At 47.7% G+C, this 18,454-nt stretch carries 21 protein-coding genes and 4 tRNA genes; 4 read left to right on the top strand and 21 right to left on the bottom strand.

Annotated features, from left to right (window positions below; translation table 11 throughout):
• The first annotated feature begins 68 nt into the window (after nt 1-68).
• Entirely contained in the window at nt 69-887 is an 819-nt protein-coding gene (ppsR, locus tag AMJAP_RS08220) for a posphoenolpyruvate synthetase regulatory kinase/phosphorylase PpsR (RefSeq protein ID WP_019621782.1), read from the top strand.
• Here the strand turns inward: ppsR and AMJAP_RS08215 are convergent.
• Complete coding sequence (locus AMJAP_RS08215) at nt 884-2,287, bottom strand: MFS transporter (protein WP_019621781.1); 1,404 nt, start codon at nt 2,285-2,287, stop codon at nt 884-886. The genes ppsR and AMJAP_RS08215 overlap by 4 nt on opposite strands.
• A 40-nt stretch (nt 2,288-2,327) precedes the next feature.
• Here AMJAP_RS08215 and AMJAP_RS08210 point away from each other — a divergent pair, with 40 nt between their 5' ends.
• On the top strand, nt 2,328-3,707 hold the full coding sequence (locus AMJAP_RS08210) for a phosphoribosylaminoimidazolesuccinocarboxamide synthase (RefSeq protein WP_019621780.1): 1,380 nt from the start codon (nt 2,328-2,330) through the stop codon (nt 3,705-3,707).
• A 61-nt stretch (nt 3,708-3,768) separates the two neighbouring features.
• Here the strand turns inward: AMJAP_RS08210 and AMJAP_RS08205 are convergent, their stop codons facing one another.
• A complete protein-coding gene (locus tag AMJAP_RS08205; RefSeq protein ID WP_425304024.1) occupies nt 3,769-3,963 on the bottom strand; it encodes a CPXCG motif-containing cysteine-rich protein in 195 nt (64 codons plus the stop codon).
• A 203-nt stretch (nt 3,964-4,166) separates the two neighbouring features.
• On the opposite strand from AMJAP_RS08205, the gene AMJAP_RS08200 reads away from it, so the two are divergent.
• Nucleotides 4,167-4,778 (top strand): LysE family translocator, encoded by a 612-nt coding sequence (locus AMJAP_RS08200; protein WP_019621778.1) that lies wholly within the window; start codon nt 4,167-4,169, stop codon nt 4,776-4,778.
• Nucleotides 4,779-4,798: 20 nt separating this feature from the next.
• Here the strand turns inward: AMJAP_RS08200 and AMJAP_RS08195 are convergent, their stop codons facing one another.
• The 19 genes from AMJAP_RS08195 to AMJAP_RS08105 form a co-directional block, all read right to left on the bottom strand.
• Nucleotides 4,799-5,224: a GFA family protein gene (locus AMJAP_RS08195; RefSeq protein WP_019621777.1), complete on the bottom strand. Its 426-nt coding sequence runs from the start codon at nt 5,222-5,224 to the stop codon at nt 4,799-4,801.
• Nucleotides 5,225-5,357: 133 nt separating this feature from the next.
• On the bottom strand, nt 5,358-5,669 hold the full coding sequence (locus AMJAP_RS08190; protein WP_019621776.1) for a hypothetical protein: 312 nt from the start codon (nt 5,667-5,669) through the stop codon (nt 5,358-5,360).
• Between the two features lie 102 nt (nt 5,670-5,771).
• Nucleotides 5,772-6,083, bottom strand: a complete 312-nt coding sequence (locus AMJAP_RS08185; RefSeq protein ID WP_019621775.1) for a hypothetical protein — start codon at nt 6,081-6,083, stop codon at nt 5,772-5,774.
• A gap of 83 nt (nt 6,084-6,166) precedes the next feature.
• On the bottom strand, nt 6,167-6,610 hold the full coding sequence (locus AMJAP_RS08180; RefSeq protein WP_019621774.1) for a lysozyme inhibitor LprI family protein: 444 nt from the start codon (nt 6,608-6,610) through the stop codon (nt 6,167-6,169).
• 576 nt (nt 6,611-7,186) lie between these two features.
• A complete protein-coding gene (locus tag AMJAP_RS08175; protein ID WP_156815184.1) occupies nt 7,187-7,507 on the bottom strand; it encodes a hypothetical protein in 321 nt (106 codons plus the stop codon).
• 103 nt (nt 7,508-7,610) lie between these two features.
• The gene (locus AMJAP_RS08170; RefSeq protein WP_019621772.1) at nt 7,611-8,063 is read right to left on the bottom strand and encodes a PaaI family thioesterase; all 453 of its coding nucleotides are present in this window, start codon (nt 8,061-8,063) and stop codon (nt 7,611-7,613) included.
• Between the two features lie 102 nt (nt 8,064-8,165).
• Complete coding sequence (locus AMJAP_RS08165; protein ID WP_019621771.1) at nt 8,166-8,462, bottom strand: DUF3817 domain-containing protein; 297 nt, start codon at nt 8,460-8,462, stop codon at nt 8,166-8,168.
• 75 nt (nt 8,463-8,537) lie between these two features.
• Nucleotides 8,538-9,020 (bottom strand): GFA family protein, encoded by a 483-nt coding sequence (locus tag AMJAP_RS08160; protein WP_019621770.1) that lies wholly within the window; start codon nt 9,018-9,020, stop codon nt 8,538-8,540.
• Between the two features lie 127 nt (nt 9,021-9,147).
• The gene (locus tag AMJAP_RS08155) at nt 9,148-9,477 is read right to left on the bottom strand and encodes a hypothetical protein (protein ID WP_019621769.1); all 330 of its coding nucleotides are present in this window, start codon (nt 9,475-9,477) and stop codon (nt 9,148-9,150) included.
• A gap of 159 nt (nt 9,478-9,636) precedes the next feature.
• A complete protein-coding gene (locus AMJAP_RS08150) occupies nt 9,637-10,680 on the bottom strand; it encodes a GGDEF domain-containing protein (RefSeq protein WP_019621768.1) in 1,044 nt (347 codons plus the stop codon).
• 333 nt (nt 10,681-11,013) lie between these two features.
• The gene (locus AMJAP_RS08145; protein WP_169336954.1) at nt 11,014-11,478 is read right to left on the bottom strand and encodes a patatin-like phospholipase family protein; all 465 of its coding nucleotides are present in this window, start codon (nt 11,476-11,478) and stop codon (nt 11,014-11,016) included.
• Between the two features lie 353 nt (nt 11,479-11,831).
• Nucleotides 11,832-12,554, bottom strand: a complete 723-nt coding sequence (locus tag AMJAP_RS08140) for a YebC/PmpR family DNA-binding transcriptional regulator (protein ID WP_019621765.1) — start codon at nt 12,552-12,554, stop codon at nt 11,832-11,834.
• Nucleotides 12,555-12,731: 177 nt separating this feature from the next.
• Nucleotides 12,732-14,027: an ATP-dependent protease ATP-binding subunit ClpX gene (gene clpX / locus AMJAP_RS08135; protein ID WP_019621764.1), complete on the bottom strand. Its 1,296-nt coding sequence runs from the start codon at nt 14,025-14,027 to the stop codon at nt 12,732-12,734.
• A 132-nt stretch (nt 14,028-14,159) separates the two neighbouring features.
• Nucleotides 14,160-14,780 carry an ATP-dependent Clp endopeptidase proteolytic subunit ClpP gene (gene clpP, locus AMJAP_RS08130; RefSeq protein ID WP_019621763.1) on the bottom strand — a complete coding sequence of 207 codons (621 nt, stop codon included), beginning with the start codon at nt 14,778-14,780 and terminating at the stop codon, nt 14,160-14,162.
• A 112-nt stretch (nt 14,781-14,892) separates the two neighbouring features.
• The gene (gene tig, locus AMJAP_RS08125) at nt 14,893-16,218 is read right to left on the bottom strand and encodes a trigger factor (RefSeq protein WP_019621762.1); all 1,326 of its coding nucleotides are present in this window, start codon (nt 16,216-16,218) and stop codon (nt 14,893-14,895) included.
• A gap of 256 nt (nt 16,219-16,474) precedes the next feature.
• Nucleotides 16,475-16,550 (bottom strand) — tRNA-His (locus tag AMJAP_RS08120).
• A gap of 27 nt (nt 16,551-16,577) precedes the next feature.
• Nucleotides 16,578-16,662: transfer RNA gene (locus tag AMJAP_RS08115), tRNA-Leu, on the bottom strand.
• Nucleotides 16,663-16,718: 56 nt separating this feature from the next.
• A tRNA-His gene (locus tag AMJAP_RS08110) sits at nt 16,719-16,794 on the bottom strand.
• A 28-nt stretch (nt 16,795-16,822) separates the two neighbouring features.
• Nucleotides 16,823-16,898 (bottom strand) — tRNA-Arg (locus AMJAP_RS08105).
• A 642-nt stretch (nt 16,899-17,540) separates the two neighbouring features.
• Between AMJAP_RS08105 and folD the strand changes: the two genes are divergently transcribed.
• Nucleotides 17,541-18,392 (top strand): bifunctional methylenetetrahydrofolate dehydrogenase/methenyltetrahydrofolate cyclohydrolase FolD, encoded by an 852-nt coding sequence (folD, locus tag AMJAP_RS08100; RefSeq protein ID WP_019621761.1) that lies wholly within the window; start codon nt 17,541-17,543, stop codon nt 18,390-18,392.
• Nucleotides 18,393-18,454: the final 62 nt, after the last annotated feature.

Here is an 18,454-nt window from a genome sequence, read left to right as displayed (position 1 = left end):
CAGAAGACGGTTGCCGCAATAATAGAGGCCCTTCAATACATTTTGATGAAGCAGGATCTCTTTATCTTATGAAACGCACCGCTTTTTTTATCTCTGATGGTACCGGCATAACCGCTGAAGCGCTGGGCAACAGTCTACTCGCTCAGTTTGGCTCAATCGCGTTCAATAAGGTGACCCTGCCCTATATAGACAGTATCGAAAAAGCGGTCGCCGCAGTTGATATGATAGACCAGGTGATGGAGGAAGACGGACAACGTCCGATCGTCTTTGATACCGTCGTAGACGAAGCCACCCGTGAGGTTATTTCCACCAGCGGCGCCTATAAAATTGATGTTTTCTCAGCCTTTCTCAAACCGCTGGAACTGGAGCTCGGTAGTCATTCCTCATATAGCGTCGGTAAATCCCATGCGATAAACGAAGTCACCAGCTATATGGATCGAATTGAGTCGGTTAACTTTGCTATCGATAATGATGATGGCGCCAGAACTCAGCACTACCATAAGGCCGATATCATTCTCACCGGCGTTTCCCGTTGCGGTAAAACCCCGTCCTGTCTCTATATGGCACTACAGTTCGGGGTGCGAGCGGCTAACTACCCGTTGACCGACGAGGACCTGGCCAGCGACAAACTCCCCGAAACACTACTACCGTATCGGGATAAGCTCTACGGGCTGACGATCGACCCTTTTCAACTGGCGTCGATACGCCATGAACGCCGCCCTAACAGCCGTTACTCTTCCCTGGATCAGTGTGAAGATGAGGTCCGTATCGTCGAGCGGATGTTCCGCACCGAAAAACTACCCCACATCAACACCACCCTGTTCTCAATTGAAGAGATTGCCACACGTATCATTGCCGAGAGAGGTCTGGAACGCCGGCTAAATTAACGGCTAACCTTACCCCGGCTATAAGAAAACCAGGCCGCCATAAAACTGTACGCACAGGCAATGGCAAAGCCTAATTTCACCACTATCATCAGGTCAGGGTAACGCTCTGGCATGATCTGTTCACTTCCCAGCCATTGACTCATTAGCAACATAATTATCGCCATACTAAACATGTTACCGCTGGTCCGGGACAGGTTGAGCAGTGCCGACGCGATACTCAGCCGGTCTTTAGGCACCGAGCCCAGCGCCGCATTATTATTTGGCGTAGAGAACAAACCAAAGCCAATCCCCAGCAGACACAGCGAGACAATCACATGATTGAGCGCGCTATCTGACTGAAGGAAAATTAGTGTCGCAAAGCCCAGGCCAAAGAAAATACAACCCAGGGTGGCGATCAGACGGGGCTCTATACGATCAGACAAGCGCCCTGATATCGGCGCCAGAATCGCCATAATAAGCGCCTGTAACAGAATCAGCTGGCCGGCCTCGCTGGGGGATAATCCCTGCAGATATTGTAGGTAGAGGCTGAGTAAAAAAAGCACCGGAAAATGCGCGCCGTACATAAAAAAACTGGCCAGCAGCGAGCGGTTTAAAACCCGGTTCGCCGCCAGAAGACTGAAGCGCACCAGAGGGTATTCACAACGATTCTGCTGCCAGACAAACACAAAGAGCAACCCGATACCTGCCAGTAGCATTAACCAGTTGAGGAGCCCCGGCAAACCCGACAAGCCAAACAATAACAATGTCGCCAATACAACAAACAGCAGAGAACCCTGCCAATCGAGGGGTTGAATAGGCTTGTCTTTATCCCGATCGTTTCTGACATAGATCATCGCCAATACGATAGCCACCAGTGCCAGTGTCACCGGCGCCCAAAAGACACTGCGCCATCCCAGGCTCTCGGTTAACCAGCCACCGATAAGCGGCCCACAGGTAAGCCCCAGATAAACGGACGTTGCGCCTAATCCCAGCGCCGTTCCCCGACTCCGGTCACTGAAGACCGCAGCAATAATCGCCATCGCCGTGGCAAATACCAGACTACTGAACAATCCCTGCAGTACGCGAACGAGGAGTAGAAACTCGATAGAATCAACGGCAAAAATCATCAGGGATGACAGCGAATAGCCCACCACACCGATAAGATAGATCGGCTTTCGGCCAACCATATCGGCGACCCTGCCAGCCGGTAGCAACAGCACAATGCTCCCCCACAACGTTGCCGAGGGTATCCAGCTGACTAATACCGCATCAGCCTGCAGGTCGATAGCGATCGAAGGCAACGCCATATTAACCGACGAAAGGGTCATGGGGATTAATAACATCGCCAGGCAGATACTGGCTAATACAAACCAGACCGCCCGGGGGTTGGCTTGATAGAACAACGTTTCGTTTGAAGACACAGACAGACCTCTTTGACAGAGGCGGCAGTATAGCAGCTAGATGCGCGACAAATACCCTGGCGGTGACGCTTTAAGACAACTATCTATAAACCCGATTGTAAAACCAGACTCAGCGGACAAAAAGTGGCAGCTAATAGTAATTCTGTGTAATATCCCTGTTCCAGAATCGGACGATAAACAGCGCCGTTCATCCAGCTCTGCAATGAACCCAGCTATCACGCCCACCCCGGTGCTATTGACGCACTACCCGCCGCGAAAAGCAGCGGCTTTCTGGTACCCTACTCTCTATTTATTAAGCTATACAGGACAGTTTGCAATGAGTCTTGCTGATAAGGTTTTGGCAGTAAACAATGATCTGCCGATCCGTACCGACCTGCCGGTACACAGTGGTAAAGTACGTTCCGTTTACTGGCTAACCGAAGCCGACAGTCGCCGCCTGATTCAAGAAAAAGGCTATGACGTTGCTGAAGATGCGCCATTGGCAATTATGGTCATCAGTGACCGTATATCCGCATTCGAGTGCATCTGGCACGGTGAAGGCGGTATGAACGGTGTGCCGGGTAAAGGTGCAGCACTTAACGCAATCTCTAACCACTGGTTCAAACTGTTCCGTGAGAACGGTCTGGCCGATAGCCATATTCTGGATATCCCCCATCCGTTTGTCTGGATCGTACAGAAAGCTAAACCGGTTATGATCGAAGCGATCTGCCGTCAGTACATCACCGGGTCTATGTGGCGTTCTTATGCCAAAGGCGAGCGTGAGTTCTGTGGTATCCAGATAGCCGACGATCTGCAAAAAGATCAGAAGCTTCCAGAGCTGCTGATTACGCCATCCACCAAAGGCATTCTTAAAGATATCCCTGGCGTGCCCGAAGTTGATGATGTGAACATTACCCGTGATGACATCGTTAATAACCACGAAGCGTTCCAGTTCCGTACCCAGGACGATATCGCTGTTTACGAGAAGCTGCTTAAAGAAGGCTTTGATGTGATCAGCAACGAACTTGAGAAAATCGACCAGGTATTCGTCGATACTAAATTCGAGTTCGGTTATGTGACTGATGCATCCGGCACTGAGAAACTGATTTATATGGACGAAGTCGGCACCCCTGACTCCTCCCGTATCTGGGATGGCGCGTCTTACCGTGAAGGTAAAGTGGTTGAAAACTCCAAAGAAGTATTCCGTCAGGAACTGCTGAACCACTTCCCGGATCCGGATATCCTGATCAACAAAGACCGCATGGAAGAGCGTTACGCGCTAGCAGAAGACAATGCGCTGCCTGCTGCTCTGCTGCAGAAAGTGTCTGACACTTATGTGGGTATTGCTGAGAAGATTACCGGCGAGAAGCTGACGCTGTCTGAAAACCCTAAAGCAGAGATCGTTGAGATCCTGCGTACTGACTACGGCCTGATCGATTAATCATCATTCCCCGTAAGTCGATAGAAAACGCCGCCTCTTATTGCTAAGAGGCGGCGTTTTTTTATGCATCGTTTTCGCAAGTCAGCATAACCACAGGCTCAGGGCCTTCCAGTTGCAGATCAACGGTTATCGGTCTGCAACATACCTGACAGTCTTCAATATATTGCTGATCCCCTTCTGTACAATCCAGTAATAATTCAATCGGCTCGCCGCAATAAGGGCAGGAACGAGACACAGTTTCCAGACTTTGCATCATTGACACCTCAGCTCCAGGCTAAGTTTACAGATTATCTTAAAGCGAACGCTGGCAAAGCCCCTAAATCAAGATTAACGATTCAGCCCCCTAGCCCCTGCCACATCACTGCAATATAATTCTCTCTATCAGCTTAGTCCGGTTTAAGCCATTACGCTGAGCAGGGACAATATCTCTTTTTAAACACTCGTCACCAAGGATGCTTTATGACTTTAACTGCCTGGCTTTCACTGCTCGCCATCTGTTGCCTGGGGGCGATGTCACCCGGCCCAAGTCTGGCGGTAGTGCTGAAGCAAACCGTCGGCAACAGTCGCCGTCATGGCTTGGCGGCTAGCTGGTTCCATGCTGCTGGTGTCGGCCTCTGGGCCTTTGCGACTATTTCCGGTCTGGCTATTCTGGTAGAGCAATCTGAGATAGCTTTCAAAATCATCACCTGGCTCGGTGCCGGATATCTGGCATGGATCGGTGTGAAAGCGATTCGGGCTGGGCGCAGCGGTAATCTTGAAGTCGAAAGCACCGAAAAAGGCACAATATTATCAGCAGGGTTTGAAGGTGCGATGATCTCAGTGCTTAACCCTAAGTTGGCGATATTTTTTATCGCCCTGTTTTCGCAATTCATCAGCCCCGATGCAGGCATAGTCGATCAGCTGATTATGACCGCCACAGCAGCCCTGGTAGACGGTATCTGGTACAGCATCGTTGCACTACTGCTATCCCACGGCCCGGTGCTTAAAGCGCTGCAGCGGCGCAGTCAGCTGGTAAATCGATTAACCGGGGGGATACTGATAGCCCTGGCCGCCAGAGTCGTCACCTTATAATTTGGTAAGAACCTGTCAGATCACAGCTGATCGGCAAAATAGGCAAATATCTCGGCCTCTGTCATCTCTGCGGTCTGATTCGCAAAGCAGTAATACCCAGGGCGTTTATCGCTGAAGTATTGCATACTCATCTCCAGCCCCTCTAAATCGGGAAACAAACCTACCGGCATATTGTAACTACCCGTCTTTTTTAAACGATAGAAGAGATGGGTTCCGCAATTGGCACAAAAACCCCGTGATGCCCAGGCCGAAGAATCGTATTCTTTAACCGATTCAGCCCCCTCAAACTTAACACCGGTCCCACACTGCACCGCAAATAGCGGCCCACCACCCCACTGGCGACAGCTATCGCAATGGCAGACGGTAAACTTTGGGTTAATATCAGCCACTTCGATTTTCACACTGCCACAGACGCAACTGGCTTTATTGATCTTTGAATCGCTCATGATGATACCCTGCTATGCTTTGGGTGAAAGGTAATTGATACAGTAAAACAGCCTTTTAATACAAAGGTTCACCACAGAGAACACCGAGGGCACAGAGAAAAACGTTAAATGAACTTAAAGGGCTCCAACTCCTTTAACGCCGATCAATGAAATGCTTATTTATATAGTTGCACCATGCTTCGGAGTCACGAACCGGCACCTCAGCATTACCTCGTATACCAAGCTTAAACTCAACAACTGAGCGCCACTCCAGAGAACCTGAATCGGGCCCATGCCCCTGGCCATCACCGGTTGGAACCTTCTTCTCTACTAGGGTAAACCATTCATGCGAGCAGCCCGCAATTTTATCATTCTGTTTATCAATGCCCGTACAACTGGTGGATGCCATTACAAGAATGGCGTAGATAACGATTTTTTTTGCTTTCTTTATATTCCTACAGCGCATTGAAGTAATGACCTCTCACAAGAAGCACACTTTGACTTTTTAAGGTTAGCTAAACTCAAAGTTTAAAGGACTCTGTCCTCTTTAACACTTGACTCCCTTTGCCTAGCCCTTTAGCTCCCCCTCTAATGCTTCCTTTTTTTGCTTCTTTGAAGAAAGATAAATAACTCCTTCTACTAATAGAATGATAAAAACAGCGTATACGATAACCGGTGCACCCAATAGAAAAATTGAAATAAAGAGCACGCCATACAAGCTCTCCGATACTAGTCGTAAAAAAGACGTATCAATGATGCATTGACTGACGCTCATGTCGTTTGTACCCCAGCCGCTACAATTAAACGTTGCCATTAACGGTAGAATAATGGCAAGACTGTACACGGTAATTCTTAGTATCTTTTTGCTTTTCTTATCCATTGTGGTCCATCACTGTATAACGAGAGCAATCCATATTAGGGACAGTATTACTGTCCTGCTTGAATGATCGCTAGCGCTTTATATTAATTAACGAAGCTGTTTAGAAACTCAATACGTTTATCGGTCTCTTCTTTAACGCATATCGAAACGAAATGGGTAACCCAAAGATTACTGCCGCCTTCCTGTGCGCCAACAAAAGCGCAATGCTCATCACGATATTTCAACCAGGCCTGCTGCGCCGATACTAGTTGATGGCGCTCTTTTCGAAGGTCAGACTCATCATTTTCCGGGAGACGCTCAATAACCCGGTCATATAACTGATTTAACGCTACATCCTGCTCTTTAAGTTTAAGGCTAAGGCATTGAACTTGCTCAATGTGTGAGCTTCCTCGACAGGCATTCGCCTGTTCCGAAGCGACAGGCTGAGATACAACTTCAGATTCCAAAGGCTGTTTTGACTCAGCATTACAAGATACCGACGCTGTCGTTAAAGCGAGTACTGAAAGTAAAAAAAATGGTAAGCGCATATTTTATCCCTTATAAATAATGAACGCCGCAGAGGCTCGACAGAAAAACACACCGTGTTTTCTCAGTCATTTCATCTCCCTTAATTCGTTGAACCATTCTATTCTGATGCACGGATATTATCCGCAGTTAAGCCGTGCAATTTGTATGCTATGGCAACTTTTCTACATTGTCTTTTGACGGTGCCTTTAGCCGCGACTCAATATATAGATAAACCACAAACATCATCATTACCCAGGTCAATAAACGGGTGTTCAATTGACCAACTTTAAGTTTCACTGCGATGAATTTATTAGATACTTGAAGTTGATGTCAGCTGTCTCGATTTTCACACTGCCGCAGGCACTGCTGGCTTCATTGACCTCTTAAGTAGCGATACCGGCCTCTCTATATGGCTGGTTAAGATAATTGATGCGGTAGAAGAGCGTAGATATAAAGAGGTCACCACAGAGAACACCGAGGGCACGGAGAAAAACGTTAAATGACTTAAAGGGCTCTGACACCGTTAACCTCCTCCTTTAACTAACACTTTAACCAACCCTTTAACCCAGAAAGTTAGCACAGACCCTTTGATCCGTTTACTGGCACGCAGCGTCCTGAGTAATATGACCTTGCTCATTGAGTTTGAAAGATAACCAGAGGGTATTGAGACGCCCCTCTTTTTCATATGCTGCAAAGTCAGGCGAAAGCTCATTAAGTATCTCTATAGCCTCTGGCTTTGGCAAACCACTGACGAGTTTATTACACAGACTCTCCAGTGCCTCAATTCTATTCCTCGCCTCATACTCACCCTGCTGCCGATACTTCTCGGTAACCGCAAGATCAACTGCAGAATAGATCCACAACCCATTTGTAACTAGCAGTAACACACCAAAAATAAATGCAATCCATTTAGCCAACCTAAATCTCCTTAGGTTTTTAAAAAACCTTCCTTGAGAAACCAACATGCTGAACCTGCCAGCACCTGCCCCCTTTCACCTGCCCCTTAGATCACACAGAGTCTTAATCAATAACCCAATGCATGGATTTTGCAGAGGCCAGCTTATTACCCTCGCTATCTTCGACAGTCGCTTCGAAAAACAGCTGACGTTTCTTTTTCTCAATGAATGTTGCGGTCACATAGATATAACCAAGATCAGGCGTGACAACTTTCCCGTATTTCATCTCCATATGACGGGTAAAGTTAGGCGGTGACACCAGCATACTCAGCGGGCCAATCGTATTATCAACCGCTGCCGCTACGATACCGCCCTGCATACTGCCGTATGGATTCAGGTGTTCGTCTAATACGGGGAATCTATTTACTAACGTTGTGCTCTCAACGTCATAACGAATAATCTCGCCTCTCAGTGCTTCAAATACCGGCGGCGGAAAGACTATCTCGTCGGTCAGCCCTTTAAAGTGTTCCTCTAAGATCGCTAGAAACTCTGCAGGTATTTTGTCTGTATCGATCATCTCTGACTACCTTTGAACATTGACTCTGCTCCCGGTATCCGCAGCCATAGCGCTTTTTGGGGGAGCAGCCATTGATCTGCTTCTTAAGTGCTTACGTGCTGATTACTGTAATGATGGTTCGACAGCCTCAACCTCACCGGCTTCTTTTCGCAGAAAGAACTCAACGGCTATAAATGCAAACGGAACCAGAGAAGCAACGAAAACAAGCAACCAGACAGCGACAGACCAGTTTTGTTTATTGGAGACATTAAGCGATAACATCATATACACCATAAACAGGACACCATGCGCCATACCCAAAACGGAAACATAATCCCGACTAATGAAACCCAGCGTAACACTCAGTATCAGCAGGTAAGAGATACCTTCTGACAGACTCACCAATCTAAACAATTTCAATTTATAACCCTTCTAATAACGACGTAAAAAGATCAAAGCCCTTTTTATCTGCCATGTTGATTTCAATTCTTAGCGTTACTTAATAACTCGCTGATGCCACTCCGCAAGCGATTCTTGCGGGTACAGTGTAAACTGACTGTCTGTTGATTCAACACTAGCCTTTACCCATGAAGCCTTTGATTCCAACATCATATGCGTGCGCTCTGGCGGTATTGGAAGCTCCGTATCGATAGCCGAGGCAAATGGATGCACCTGATCCGGCCACCTTGGATCCCATAACCAGAGCGCACTGCCGCACTGTTTACAAAAATGCCGCTTCCCGGGGCTTTCCCTCTTACCTCCGGTTTCCGGGTCATCAATCATCGCCTGATAGACACTGATGTACTCCTCCCCTTTAACTTGAAGGGTTGAATAGTCCGCACCCAGGTTAATAGCATAACCACCCCCGCCCGCCGTCTTACGGCAAATAGAGCAGTAACAGTGATTAAATGGATAGGGCTGTCTGGAATCAACGCTGAAGCGGACGCAACCGCAATGACATGAACCTTCGAGCTGCATGATTGACGCTCCCGATTTTCATCTACAAGGTCTGTGGTGAGTACAAGCTAAGATGACAACTGTAACAGATATGGCCCGCAGGTAAATAAATGTACTCTGACCCCATATATTCTTTATTTATTAAGCATTATCCAATAACAAAATAGCTTTTCATCCAATCTAAAACTTTATCTGCCGTCACCTCATCAAAGGATACTTCCGTGAAACCATTCTCAGGATCTTTGTTACGCCAAGCGAACTGATAGTTGATCACATCAGGGTGTGCATCATGCAATATCAGGATAATCCTCCTGTCATTCTTCAGACAATCGATCGTCAGTGCATCAGCTGGCACGCCATTCGCGCGCATGTTTTGACTGACGCCAACAATGGGATCAATGTCTGCTATTTCTACCTGAAAGCTCGTATGAGCATCAGTCACAATATCGCATAGCTTATGAAGATTCTTGTGAGTCATGTTGTTACGTCCCTAAGACTTTCCTTAAGCCGGTAGTCTCGCGTTCAATGCAGCGAAGCGGAGCAATTATTAATGTGGTTGATAGCTGTCACAGCCCTTAAGTGTCTGATCAGGAACTATAGAGAAATCAACGACTCTGGACCCATTGATTACTACAGATCAAACAGGGGTAGAACTAACTTTTAAACCAGGAAAACTCTTTTTGTTCAACTGGTCAATCGAACTGGCAACCACCCGGTTACGCCCACCCTTCTTGGCTTCATACAGTTGCATGTCGCAGGCCTTCATCCATTGCTTCCAGTCTTCCGCTGAATCCAGGCCAGCCACCCCGATGCTGACGGTTATCTGTCGGTCGGGTATCAATGAAAGGCTTTCGATACTCCTCCGTAATTCTTCCGCCTGGTGGACGCAGTCGGTTTCCACGGTGTTGTAGGCCAGTATCAAAAACTCCTCTCCGCCGATTCTGAATACCTTGTCACTCTCGCGAAAGAAGCCCTTTAAAAACGCCCCGAGCTGCACCAGAACCTGATCACCCATATCATGGCCCAGTTCATCATTTATCTTCTTGAAATGATCGATATCCATGACGATGAGCGTAAATGCCGTTTGGGTACGCTTGGTTTTACGGATCGCATGAGTCAACGAATCCTGAAGCAGTGTTCTGTTATACAGACCGGTGAGCTTATCGGTGATCGCCTGATGGGTAAGTTCACTATATTGCTTGGTGATGACGCGCAGAAAAATAGCCGAGTAGATACAGACTAACAGGAATGTGACCGTGAACCGGATGGCCTCGGTTGTCTCCAGAAGTTGCCACACGACAGGAAAATTGACCAGTATAAATAAGAGATTGGACAACCAAGCCTGTCGCTCCGACATCATAAAGTAATACAACAATACCGTTGAATAGCACCAGTAGGTACCACTGATTCCAATTTTATTCGTCAGGTAAGCGACAAAAACGGTCGTGAAAGGAGTCAGCCAGATAAAGGTGTAAATGGTTTTATAGCTCTTCCTGTAAATGAGCCCGGCAACCAGGAAAAGACTCAGCGAGGTTATCAGCCCGCCGATACCGATTCCCAGGTCTTGATATACCAAATGATAATAAGCAAAAGGCAAAACCAGGGTTCCGGCAGTGATACAAAGCCAGAACGTGGATTTAAGATGAAAATCTGTTTCGTGCAGAGAAGTTATTATTTTCATGATTTCATTTTACAACTCAATGATTACTACCTTTCTGCTCGTACAGACCCAAACACTGTTTCATCGCGATGCCAGTTTCTTGTTGCCGTATTCCTGCAGGATATGTAAATTTCTTCTACTTCCACACTAAGGTGAGCTTTGTAATTCATTAATAACAGCCTCAATTATTGCTGCCCCTTCACCCTTTAAGTACGTTTTGGTCGTCGTCATTAAAGACTGGATATTATTCGGATCGATATTATCCATCTGGCTTTGACTGTATGTGAGTTTTGGTTCCAGACGATAATATTTGAGTCCAACCTGTTTCAATGCGGTTAACCGACTGTACGGCATCTAAAATATGCTTATTAGTACTCCCCTGCTGTGATCGGAACCTTCAAGATCATCCAGTTTCTCGACCATCCAGGGCAGCGTACTCCAGTTACCTTGCTTAGGAACGATATCTTTTACTGCATTACTATCAATACCAACACCCGCACCACCTTCATAGATTCCCGTTCCCAGAGAAATAACAATTATATCTTCCAAACGTGAGGCTATGCCGGTTCTCAAGGCTTCAGTTACACCCCAGATTGCCGGATTATTCGACATAGTTCCACCGTCCACTACCCATTTGTTGGATGCTGATGATCTGGGGGATGTTCCTCCACCGACATTGGCAATTGGGAAATAGATGGGGGCGGCGCTTGTCCCTCTGACGGCCTCCCACACAGCGTAGTTGTCAGCATCGGGCTGATTAACAGAACAACAAAGAGATTTAGTACCTACTTCCAGTAGAAGGGGCCGCTTCCATGCCAACAGCTCGAACTCAATAGTATATCCACTGAGAATTAAACCAAAGTTAAAAAACGGCGCAGGGTGCGCCTCCTACAAGAACCAATCGCCGTGAGGGCACGGCTCCTACAGAACAAACCAAAACTTATGTCTGCATCGCTGCTGGAAGCAGCTCCTACATGAACCTATCGCAGTATTTAACCGATATTAAACAGCTGTCTCTACGGTTTTTCCTTCGCTTCTTCTAGCAAGTCGCGCAGCGACGTTCTAACCACTAGCCAGCGGCGAAGCCGCGATCTAGCCACTTTCCTCGCCCCATAAAAAAAGGCCGATGCATCAACACCGGCCCTTTTTATCCAACGAAGATCGTCCCGAAATTAATCCGGCATCTCAACGTTATGGTAGATCTCCTGAACATCTTCGACGTCGTTCAGCATCTCTAAGAAGGTTTCAAACTGTTCCAGGTCTTCACCGGCCAGCTCGACGTAGGTCTGTGGAATGAAGGTGATCTCTTCCACGTCTACTTCCAGATCCGGGTAAGCTTCATGCAGCGCGGTCTTGGTTTTAAAGAATTCCGTATGCGGGGCATAAACCGTGACATTACCCTCTTCGCTTTCAACTTCGGTCACATCGACGTCGGCTTCCATCAGCATTTCAAGGATTTCATCTTCATCCTCATGGGGGAATACGAATACCGCCTGATGATCGAACATGTGGGCTACTGTGCCCTGACCGCCCAGTTTCGCTTTACCTTTGTTGAACGCCACACGGACATCACCAAAGGTACGATTGTTGTTATCGGTAAGACAATCAGCGATGACCATGCAGCCGCCCGGACCGAAGCCCTCATAGCGCGTCGGGACGAAGTCTTCGCCACCACCGCCTGCTGCTTTGTCGATCGCCTTATCGATAACATGTGCCGGAACCTGATCTTTCTTTGCTTTCTCGATAAGACGACGCAGTGAAAGATTACCTTCAGGATCTACGCCACCATTTTTGGCAACCACATAGATCTCTTTACCGTACTTGGCATATACCTTGGATTTAGCTCCCTGCGTCTTCGCCATGGAAGCCTTACGCACTTCAAACTTTCTTCCCATTGAAACATCTCTTTTTTACTTTAAAGGCAGAGGCACATTCTAATCGCTGGCCCGCCTAAGCTCTAGTGAATACCGGGAATATACCCACAGATACCCTGCCTTATGCAGGCTAATCACCGGTTCAATGATATACATACAAAAAACGCGCCCGGGGCGCGTTTTTTATCTTTTCAACTTTTACTCTTCAGCCGCCGCTTTAGGCGCATCCAGGTTTTCGTAGATCAGAATAGGATCAGAGTCACCCGTGATCACACCCTCATCGATGACAACCTTAGAGATACCTTCCTGCGATGGCAGGCTGTACATGATGTCCAGCAGGTTCTCTTCAAGGATAGACCGCAGGCCACGGGCACCGGTTTTACGTTCCAGTGCTTTGTTAGCAATCGCCTTCAGCGCCTCTTCACGGAAATCAAGATCTGCACCTTCCATACCGAACAAGGCGGCATACTGCTTCGTCAGTGAGTTCTTAGGCTCGGTCAGAATCTGTATCAGTGCGTCTTCGTCCAGCAGACCCAGTGTTGCGATCATCGGCAGACGACCAACAAACTCAGGAATCAGACCGTATTTAACCAGATCTTCCGATTCAAGATCAGCCAGCACATTGGTGACCTTGTCATCTTCTTCCTTACTGCTGACAGAGGCGTTAAAGCCGATCGAGCTTTTCTCGCTACGATTCTTGATCACCTGATCCAGACCGGCAAATGCACCACCACAGATAAACAGAATATTTGAGGTATCTACCTGCAAAAACTCCTGCTGTGGGTGTTTACGACCACCCTGAGGCGGTACCGATGCAACCGTGCCTTCGATCAGTTTCAGCAATGCCTGCTGCACACCTTCACCGCTTACATCACGGGTGATAGATGGGTTGTCAGACTTACGGGAGATCTTATCGATCTCATCGATGTAAACAATACCCAGCTGGGCCTTCTCAACATCGTAATCACACTTCTGTAACAGCTTCTGAATGATGTTCTCGACATCTTCACCCACATAACCCGCTTCAGTCAGCGTGGTAGCGTCGGCAATCGTAAAGGGAACATTGAGCATCCGCGCCATCGTTTGCGCCAGCAGTGTCTTACCACTACCGGTCGGACCGATCAGCAGGATATTACTCTTACCCAGTTCAACACCGGTATCACCCGCCGTTGCCTGAAAACGCAGACGTTTATAGTGGTTATAAACCGCCACGGAGAGTACTTTCTTAGCCCGTTCCTGACCAATAACATACTCATCAAGATTGGATTTAATTTCAGCCGGAGTCGGCAGACTATCACTCTCTTCCTGAGTTTCTTCAGCGTCCTGAATCTCTTCTTTGATGATGTCGTTACACAGATCGACACATTCATCACAGATAAAGACAGACGGACCTGCTATCAGTTTCTTAACTTCGTCCTGGCTTTTACCACAGAAAGAGCAATACAGCAGTTTGCTGTCATCGCCACCCTCTTTGCCGTTGTTATCGTCGGACATTAAACTTCCTCAGTATATCCAGAGCATACCGGCCCCGGACCAATAATTTTTCAACTGCTTTGCGCAAAGTATAGCGGATAATGTGCACCGCTTTGAATCAAAATTCAAGTGCGGTGCCACGCACCTGCAACCTTAGCGACTCTTCATCACCTGATCAATCAGGCCATATTCAACCGCTTGCTCCGGCGACATGAAGTTATCACGGTCAGTATCTTTACCGATCGTTTCCATATCCTGACCCGTATGATGGGACATAATGGTATTCAGCTTCTCACGAATCGTCAGAATTTCCTGGGTATGGATCTCAATATCAGTCGCCTGACCCTGATAGCCACCCAATGGCTGGTGAATCATCATGCGAGAGTGAGGCAGGCAGTAACGCTTACCTTCAGCACCACCGGTTAGCAGTAACGCGCCCATGCTGGCCGCCTGACCAATACACATGGTGCTAACATCCGGCTTGATGAACTGCATCGTGTCATAAATGGACAAGCCTGCGGTGACGGAACCACCCGGAGAGTTAATATACAGGTGAATATCTTTGTCTGGATTCTCTGATTCCAGAAACAGCAGCTGAGCAACAACCAGGTTTGCCATATGGTCTTCAACCTGGCCTACCATGAAGATAACGCGCTCTTTCAGTAATCGGGAGTAGATGTCGTATGAACGTTCACCACGGGCAGTCTGCTCGACAACCATGGGTACCAGGCCACTGTTCGTTATTACGGTAGGCCCATTATAAAAATCCGACATTGAATGCTCTCCTAAGTCCTTATAAACCTATAAACACAGGTTAAGAAAAAAAACGGCAGCCGACCTAAGCCGACAGCCGTTCTTTTATAAACGCAATTAAGCTGAAGGGCAATTAAGCCTCTTCGTCAGCAGCCGGTGCCGCTGGCTTGATTGCATCTTCGTAGCTTACTTCAGTCTCGCTAACTTTAGCAGAGCTCAGTAGCAGGTCCAGTACCTGATCTTCCAGAACCAGATTCTGGATCTGGCTCAGCATTTCCTGGTTACCGTAGTACCAGTCAATAACCTGCTGAGGCTCCTGGTAAGTAGCGGCTTGCTCTTCAACCGTGCTACGTACACGATCTTCGTCTACTTTCAGCTCGTTGGCTTTAACTACTTCAGCAACCAACAGACCTACTTTAACGCGCTTCTCAGCCTGAGCTTCAAACATCTCTTTTGGCAGCATGTTTGGATCGATGTTCGCATCCGGACCACCGAACTGCTGGATAGCCTGACGACGCATCGCGTCAACTTCACCATCAATCAGTGCAGAAGGTACGTCGATAGCGTTCAGCTCAACCAGCTTACCGAAAGTTGCTTCTTTCAGTTTAGCGGTCAGGGCCTGAGTCAGCTCACGCTCCATGTTCTTACGTACTTCAACCTTGAAGCTCTCAACGCTCTTCTCTTCGATACCAAACTTAGCGAAGAACTCTTCGTTCAGTTCAGGCAGAACCTGTACAGAAACCTTGTTCACCTTAACGTTGAACTTAGCATCTTTACCTTTCAGGTTTTCAGCGTGGTATTCCTCAGGGAAAGTAACGTTAACTTCTTTCTCTTCACCCGCTTTAGCACCTTCCAGCGCAGTTTCGAAACCAGGGATCATGGTGTTAGAACCCAGAACCAGATCCATACCGGTAGCCGTGCCACCGTCGAATGCTTCACCGTCGATAGAACCTTCGAAATCAACATTCAGCTGATCGCCTTCAACAGCAGCTTTATCAGCTTCTTCAAAAGCAGCTTGCTGCTTCTGCAGAGTTTCAATCATCTGTTCCAGATCTGCATCTTTTACTTCAGCAGATGCTTTTTCAAGCTCAACAGTTGAAAAATCAGCCAGGGCGATTTCAGGATAGACTTCAAAAGTAGCGGTGTAAGAGAACTCTTCACCCTCTTTATCATTCTTAAACTCAACGTTAGGACCGCCAGCAGGCGTCAGCTTTTCCTGTTGTACGGCTTCATAGAAGCTCTGCTGTACAACTTCACCGATAACTTCCTGACGGATACCCTGACCGTAGCGCTTCTTAACTACTTTAACCGGCACTTTACCAGGACGGAAACCATCCAGGCGAACGGTACGGGCTGTATCTTGAACACGTTTAGCTACATCGCTATCTACACGCTCAGCGGGTACAACAACGGTCATCTGACGTTCAAGACCAGTAGTGGCTTCTACGGATACTTGCATGGAATTCCTCACAAAATTATTTGTATCGTTACAAATCTGAAAATTGACCTGCTGTTTACCCCTTCTGTTTTGCAGAAGACAGGCCCCAACAGGTACCAGAATTTCTAAAGGCGGAAATTGTCCGGGAAGCGCTGCTATTAGTCAAGCGAAAAGCGTTGAATATCAATGGATACAGGGCAAAATCGAAACAAATCAAAGAGGTAGTATTTTATGTACAGAAAACAGACAGAAGAAAAGGTAAAAAACTGAGGGATATTGGGGTGGACGATGGGGTTTGAACCCACGACCGCCGGAATCACAATCCGGAGCTCTACCAACTGAGCTACGCCCACCAAAGAGGTACTTCCGAAGAAGTTAGATGGTGCGAGTGGGGAGACTCGAACTCCCACACCGTAAGATACTGGTACCTAAAACCAGCGCGTCTACCAATTCCGCCACACTCGCATAAAACATTTTTTGTCATTAGCAGGAAGCTGGTAAAGATTCCTATGACGTTGTATTGGGGTGGACGATGGGGTTTGAACCCACGACCGCCGGAATCACAATCCGGAGCTCTACCAACTGAGCTACGCCCACCATATCAATACACTTTGTCAGACCTTACTGGCGCGCCCGGCAGGGGTCGAACCTGCAACCGCTCGCTTAGAAGGCGAGTGCTCTATCCATTGAGCTACGGGCGCCTGACACTGCCCGACCTATCTAAAAGAAGTAACGACACAGAGTTCGTTGCCTGCCTCTCTTCAAGGTGGAGCGCATAATATATATCGCTTTATGTTCCGTCAACACCCTTTTTTAATTTTTTAATAAAATAAGAGACTTAGGCAAAATAAGATCGACTCTGATCAGCCCATAGAGCCCCACCGGCTTGCCGGTAACAGAAGGCTCAACCTGTCACCGATAACCTCTGTTATATGAACCGGGACACTTATTGTCGACTCTTTAGGGAACCTACGAATAAGTCCTAACGGTACTCTGGCTTACGGGAGAGTTCACAATCAAGGAAGAATTTTGCCGTAATGTCTAGACCTTATAATAAGTTCTGACACCGAGTGTGAGCTTTCCCGTAAGCCCCGCAGGGCAAGCCCTGAAGCCAGCATTTGCTTCGTTGAAGTCCTTATCAAGGACTATGGCCATTAATGGCGTACTTCGCCTTGCATCTGCAGACTTCAGGGTTTGCAGAGCACGAATTGGACTTGTTCGCAGGTTCCTTAGTTTAGCTGCTCTAAATAAAGAAGCCCTTCTGGCAATTCCCCTTGGAGGAAAGCGACAACCATGAGACAATCCGCGCCATCAAAAATATGACTGAGGAAAACATTCGAAAGATGAGCGCTCAGATAATCGATGGCAAACAGATTGCCCGAAATGTCCGCGAACAGGTTGCCGTGGGTGTAAAAGCTCGTATAGAAGCGGGTAAACGCGCACCTTGCCTGGCAGTAGTACTGGTCGGCTTCGACGCCGCCTCTCAGGTATATGTCAGAAACAAGAAGAATGCCTGTAAAGAAGTAGGCATCGAGTCTGTTTCTTACGACCTGCCCGCAGAAACCGGTCAACAGTCACTGCTAGAACTGGTAGATGAGCTCAATGCCGACCCGAAAATAGACGGCATACTGGTTCAGCTCCCTCTTCCTGAGCATCTCGAAGCGAATGAGATCCTCGAACGTATTCGCCCGGATAAAGATGTTGATGGCTTCCATCCCTTCAATCTGGGACGCCTGGCACAACGCTTGCCGGCCCTGCGCCCCTGCACACCTAAGGGCGTAATGACGTTACTCGAGTCCACCGGCGAAACCGTCCGTGGTAAAGATGCCGTTATCGTCGGCGCATCCAATATTGTTGGCCGCCCGATGACACTGGAACTATTACTCGCTGGCTGTACAACAACCACAACCCACCGGTTCACCAAAGATCTGGCGGGACATGTACAGCGTGCTGATATTGTTGTCGTGGGTGTTGGCATCCCAGGTTTAGTCAAAGGCGAATGGATTAAACCTGGCGCCATGGTTATTGATGTGGGTATTAACCGTCTTGATGATGGTCGCTTAGTCGGGGATGTAGAATATGACATCGCCGTTGAAAGAGCCGGCTGGATAACCCCCGTACCCGGCGGTGTTGGCCCTATGACCGTCGCTACACTGATGGAAAACACGCTGGAAGCAGCCAATAACAACGACTAAATTCGTTATTATCAATCAAGGCCTTTTACTCACCTTATTAAAGGAGTCGGTAAAAGGCCTTT

It is taken from the genome of Amphritea japonica ATCC BAA-1530 (assembly GCF_016592435.1).
In the GTDB taxonomy this organism is placed as follows: domain Bacteria; phylum Pseudomonadota; class Gammaproteobacteria; order Pseudomonadales; family Balneatricaceae; genus Amphritea; species Amphritea japonica.
The sequence above is the reverse complement of the archived record's forward strand: the minus strand, read 5'-3'. Positions and strand labels throughout refer to the sequence as shown.

Bases quoted from the DNA above. Each gene is read 5' to 3' on its own strand.
- ppsR (WP_019621782.1), top strand. From the start codon at position 69: ATGAAACGCACCGCTTTTTTTATCTCTGATGGTACCGGCATAACCGCT.
- AMJAP_RS08210 (WP_019621780.1), top strand. From the start codon at position 2,328: ATGCGCGACAAATACCCTGGCGGTGACGCTTTAAGACAACTATCTATA.
- AMJAP_RS08205 (WP_425304024.1), bottom strand. From the start codon at position 3,963: ATGATGCAAAGTCTGGAAACTGTGTCTCGTTCCTGCCCTTATTGCGGC.
- AMJAP_RS08200 (WP_019621778.1), top strand. From the start codon at position 4,167: ATGACTTTAACTGCCTGGCTTTCACTGCTCGCCATCTGTTGCCTGGGG.
- AMJAP_RS08195 (WP_019621777.1), bottom strand. From the start codon at position 5,224: ATGAGCGATTCAAAGATCAATAAAGCCAGTTGCGTCTGTGGCAGTGTG.
- AMJAP_RS08190 (WP_019621776.1), bottom strand. From the start codon at position 5,669: ATGCGCTGTAGGAATATAAAGAAAGCAAAAAAAATCGTTATCTACGCC.
- AMJAP_RS08185 (WP_019621775.1), bottom strand. From the start codon at position 6,083: ATGGATAAGAAAAGCAAAAAGATACTAAGAATTACCGTGTACAGTCTT.
- AMJAP_RS08180 (WP_019621774.1), bottom strand. From the start codon at position 6,610: ATGCGCTTACCATTTTTTTTACTTTCAGTACTCGCTTTAACGACAGCG.
- AMJAP_RS08170 (WP_019621772.1), bottom strand. From the start codon at position 8,063: ATGATCGATACAGACAAAATACCTGCAGAGTTTCTAGCGATCTTAGAG.
- AMJAP_RS08160 (WP_019621770.1), bottom strand. From the start codon at position 9,020: ATGCAGCTCGAAGGTTCATGTCATTGCGGTTGCGTCCGCTTCAGCGTT.
- AMJAP_RS08155 (WP_019621769.1), bottom strand. From the start codon at position 9,477: ATGACTCACAAGAATCTTCATAAGCTATGCGATATTGTGACTGATGCT.
- AMJAP_RS08150 (WP_019621768.1), bottom strand. From the start codon at position 10,680: ATGAAAATAATAACTTCTCTGCACGAAACAGATTTTCATCTTAAATCC.
- AMJAP_RS08140 (WP_019621765.1), bottom strand. From the start codon at position 12,554: ATGGGAAGAAAGTTTGAAGTGCGTAAGGCTTCCATGGCGAAGACGCAG.
- clpX (WP_019621764.1), bottom strand. From the start codon at position 14,027: ATGTCCGACGATAACAACGGCAAAGAGGGTGGCGATGACAGCAAACTG.
- clpP (WP_019621763.1), bottom strand. From the start codon at position 14,780: ATGTCGGATTTTTATAATGGGCCTACCGTAATAACGAACAGTGGCCTG.
- tig (WP_019621762.1), bottom strand. From the start codon at position 16,218: ATGCAAGTATCCGTAGAAGCCACTACTGGTCTTGAACGTCAGATGACC.
- folD (WP_019621761.1), top strand. From the start codon at position 17,541: ATGAGCGCTCAGATAATCGATGGCAAACAGATTGCCCGAAATGTCCGC.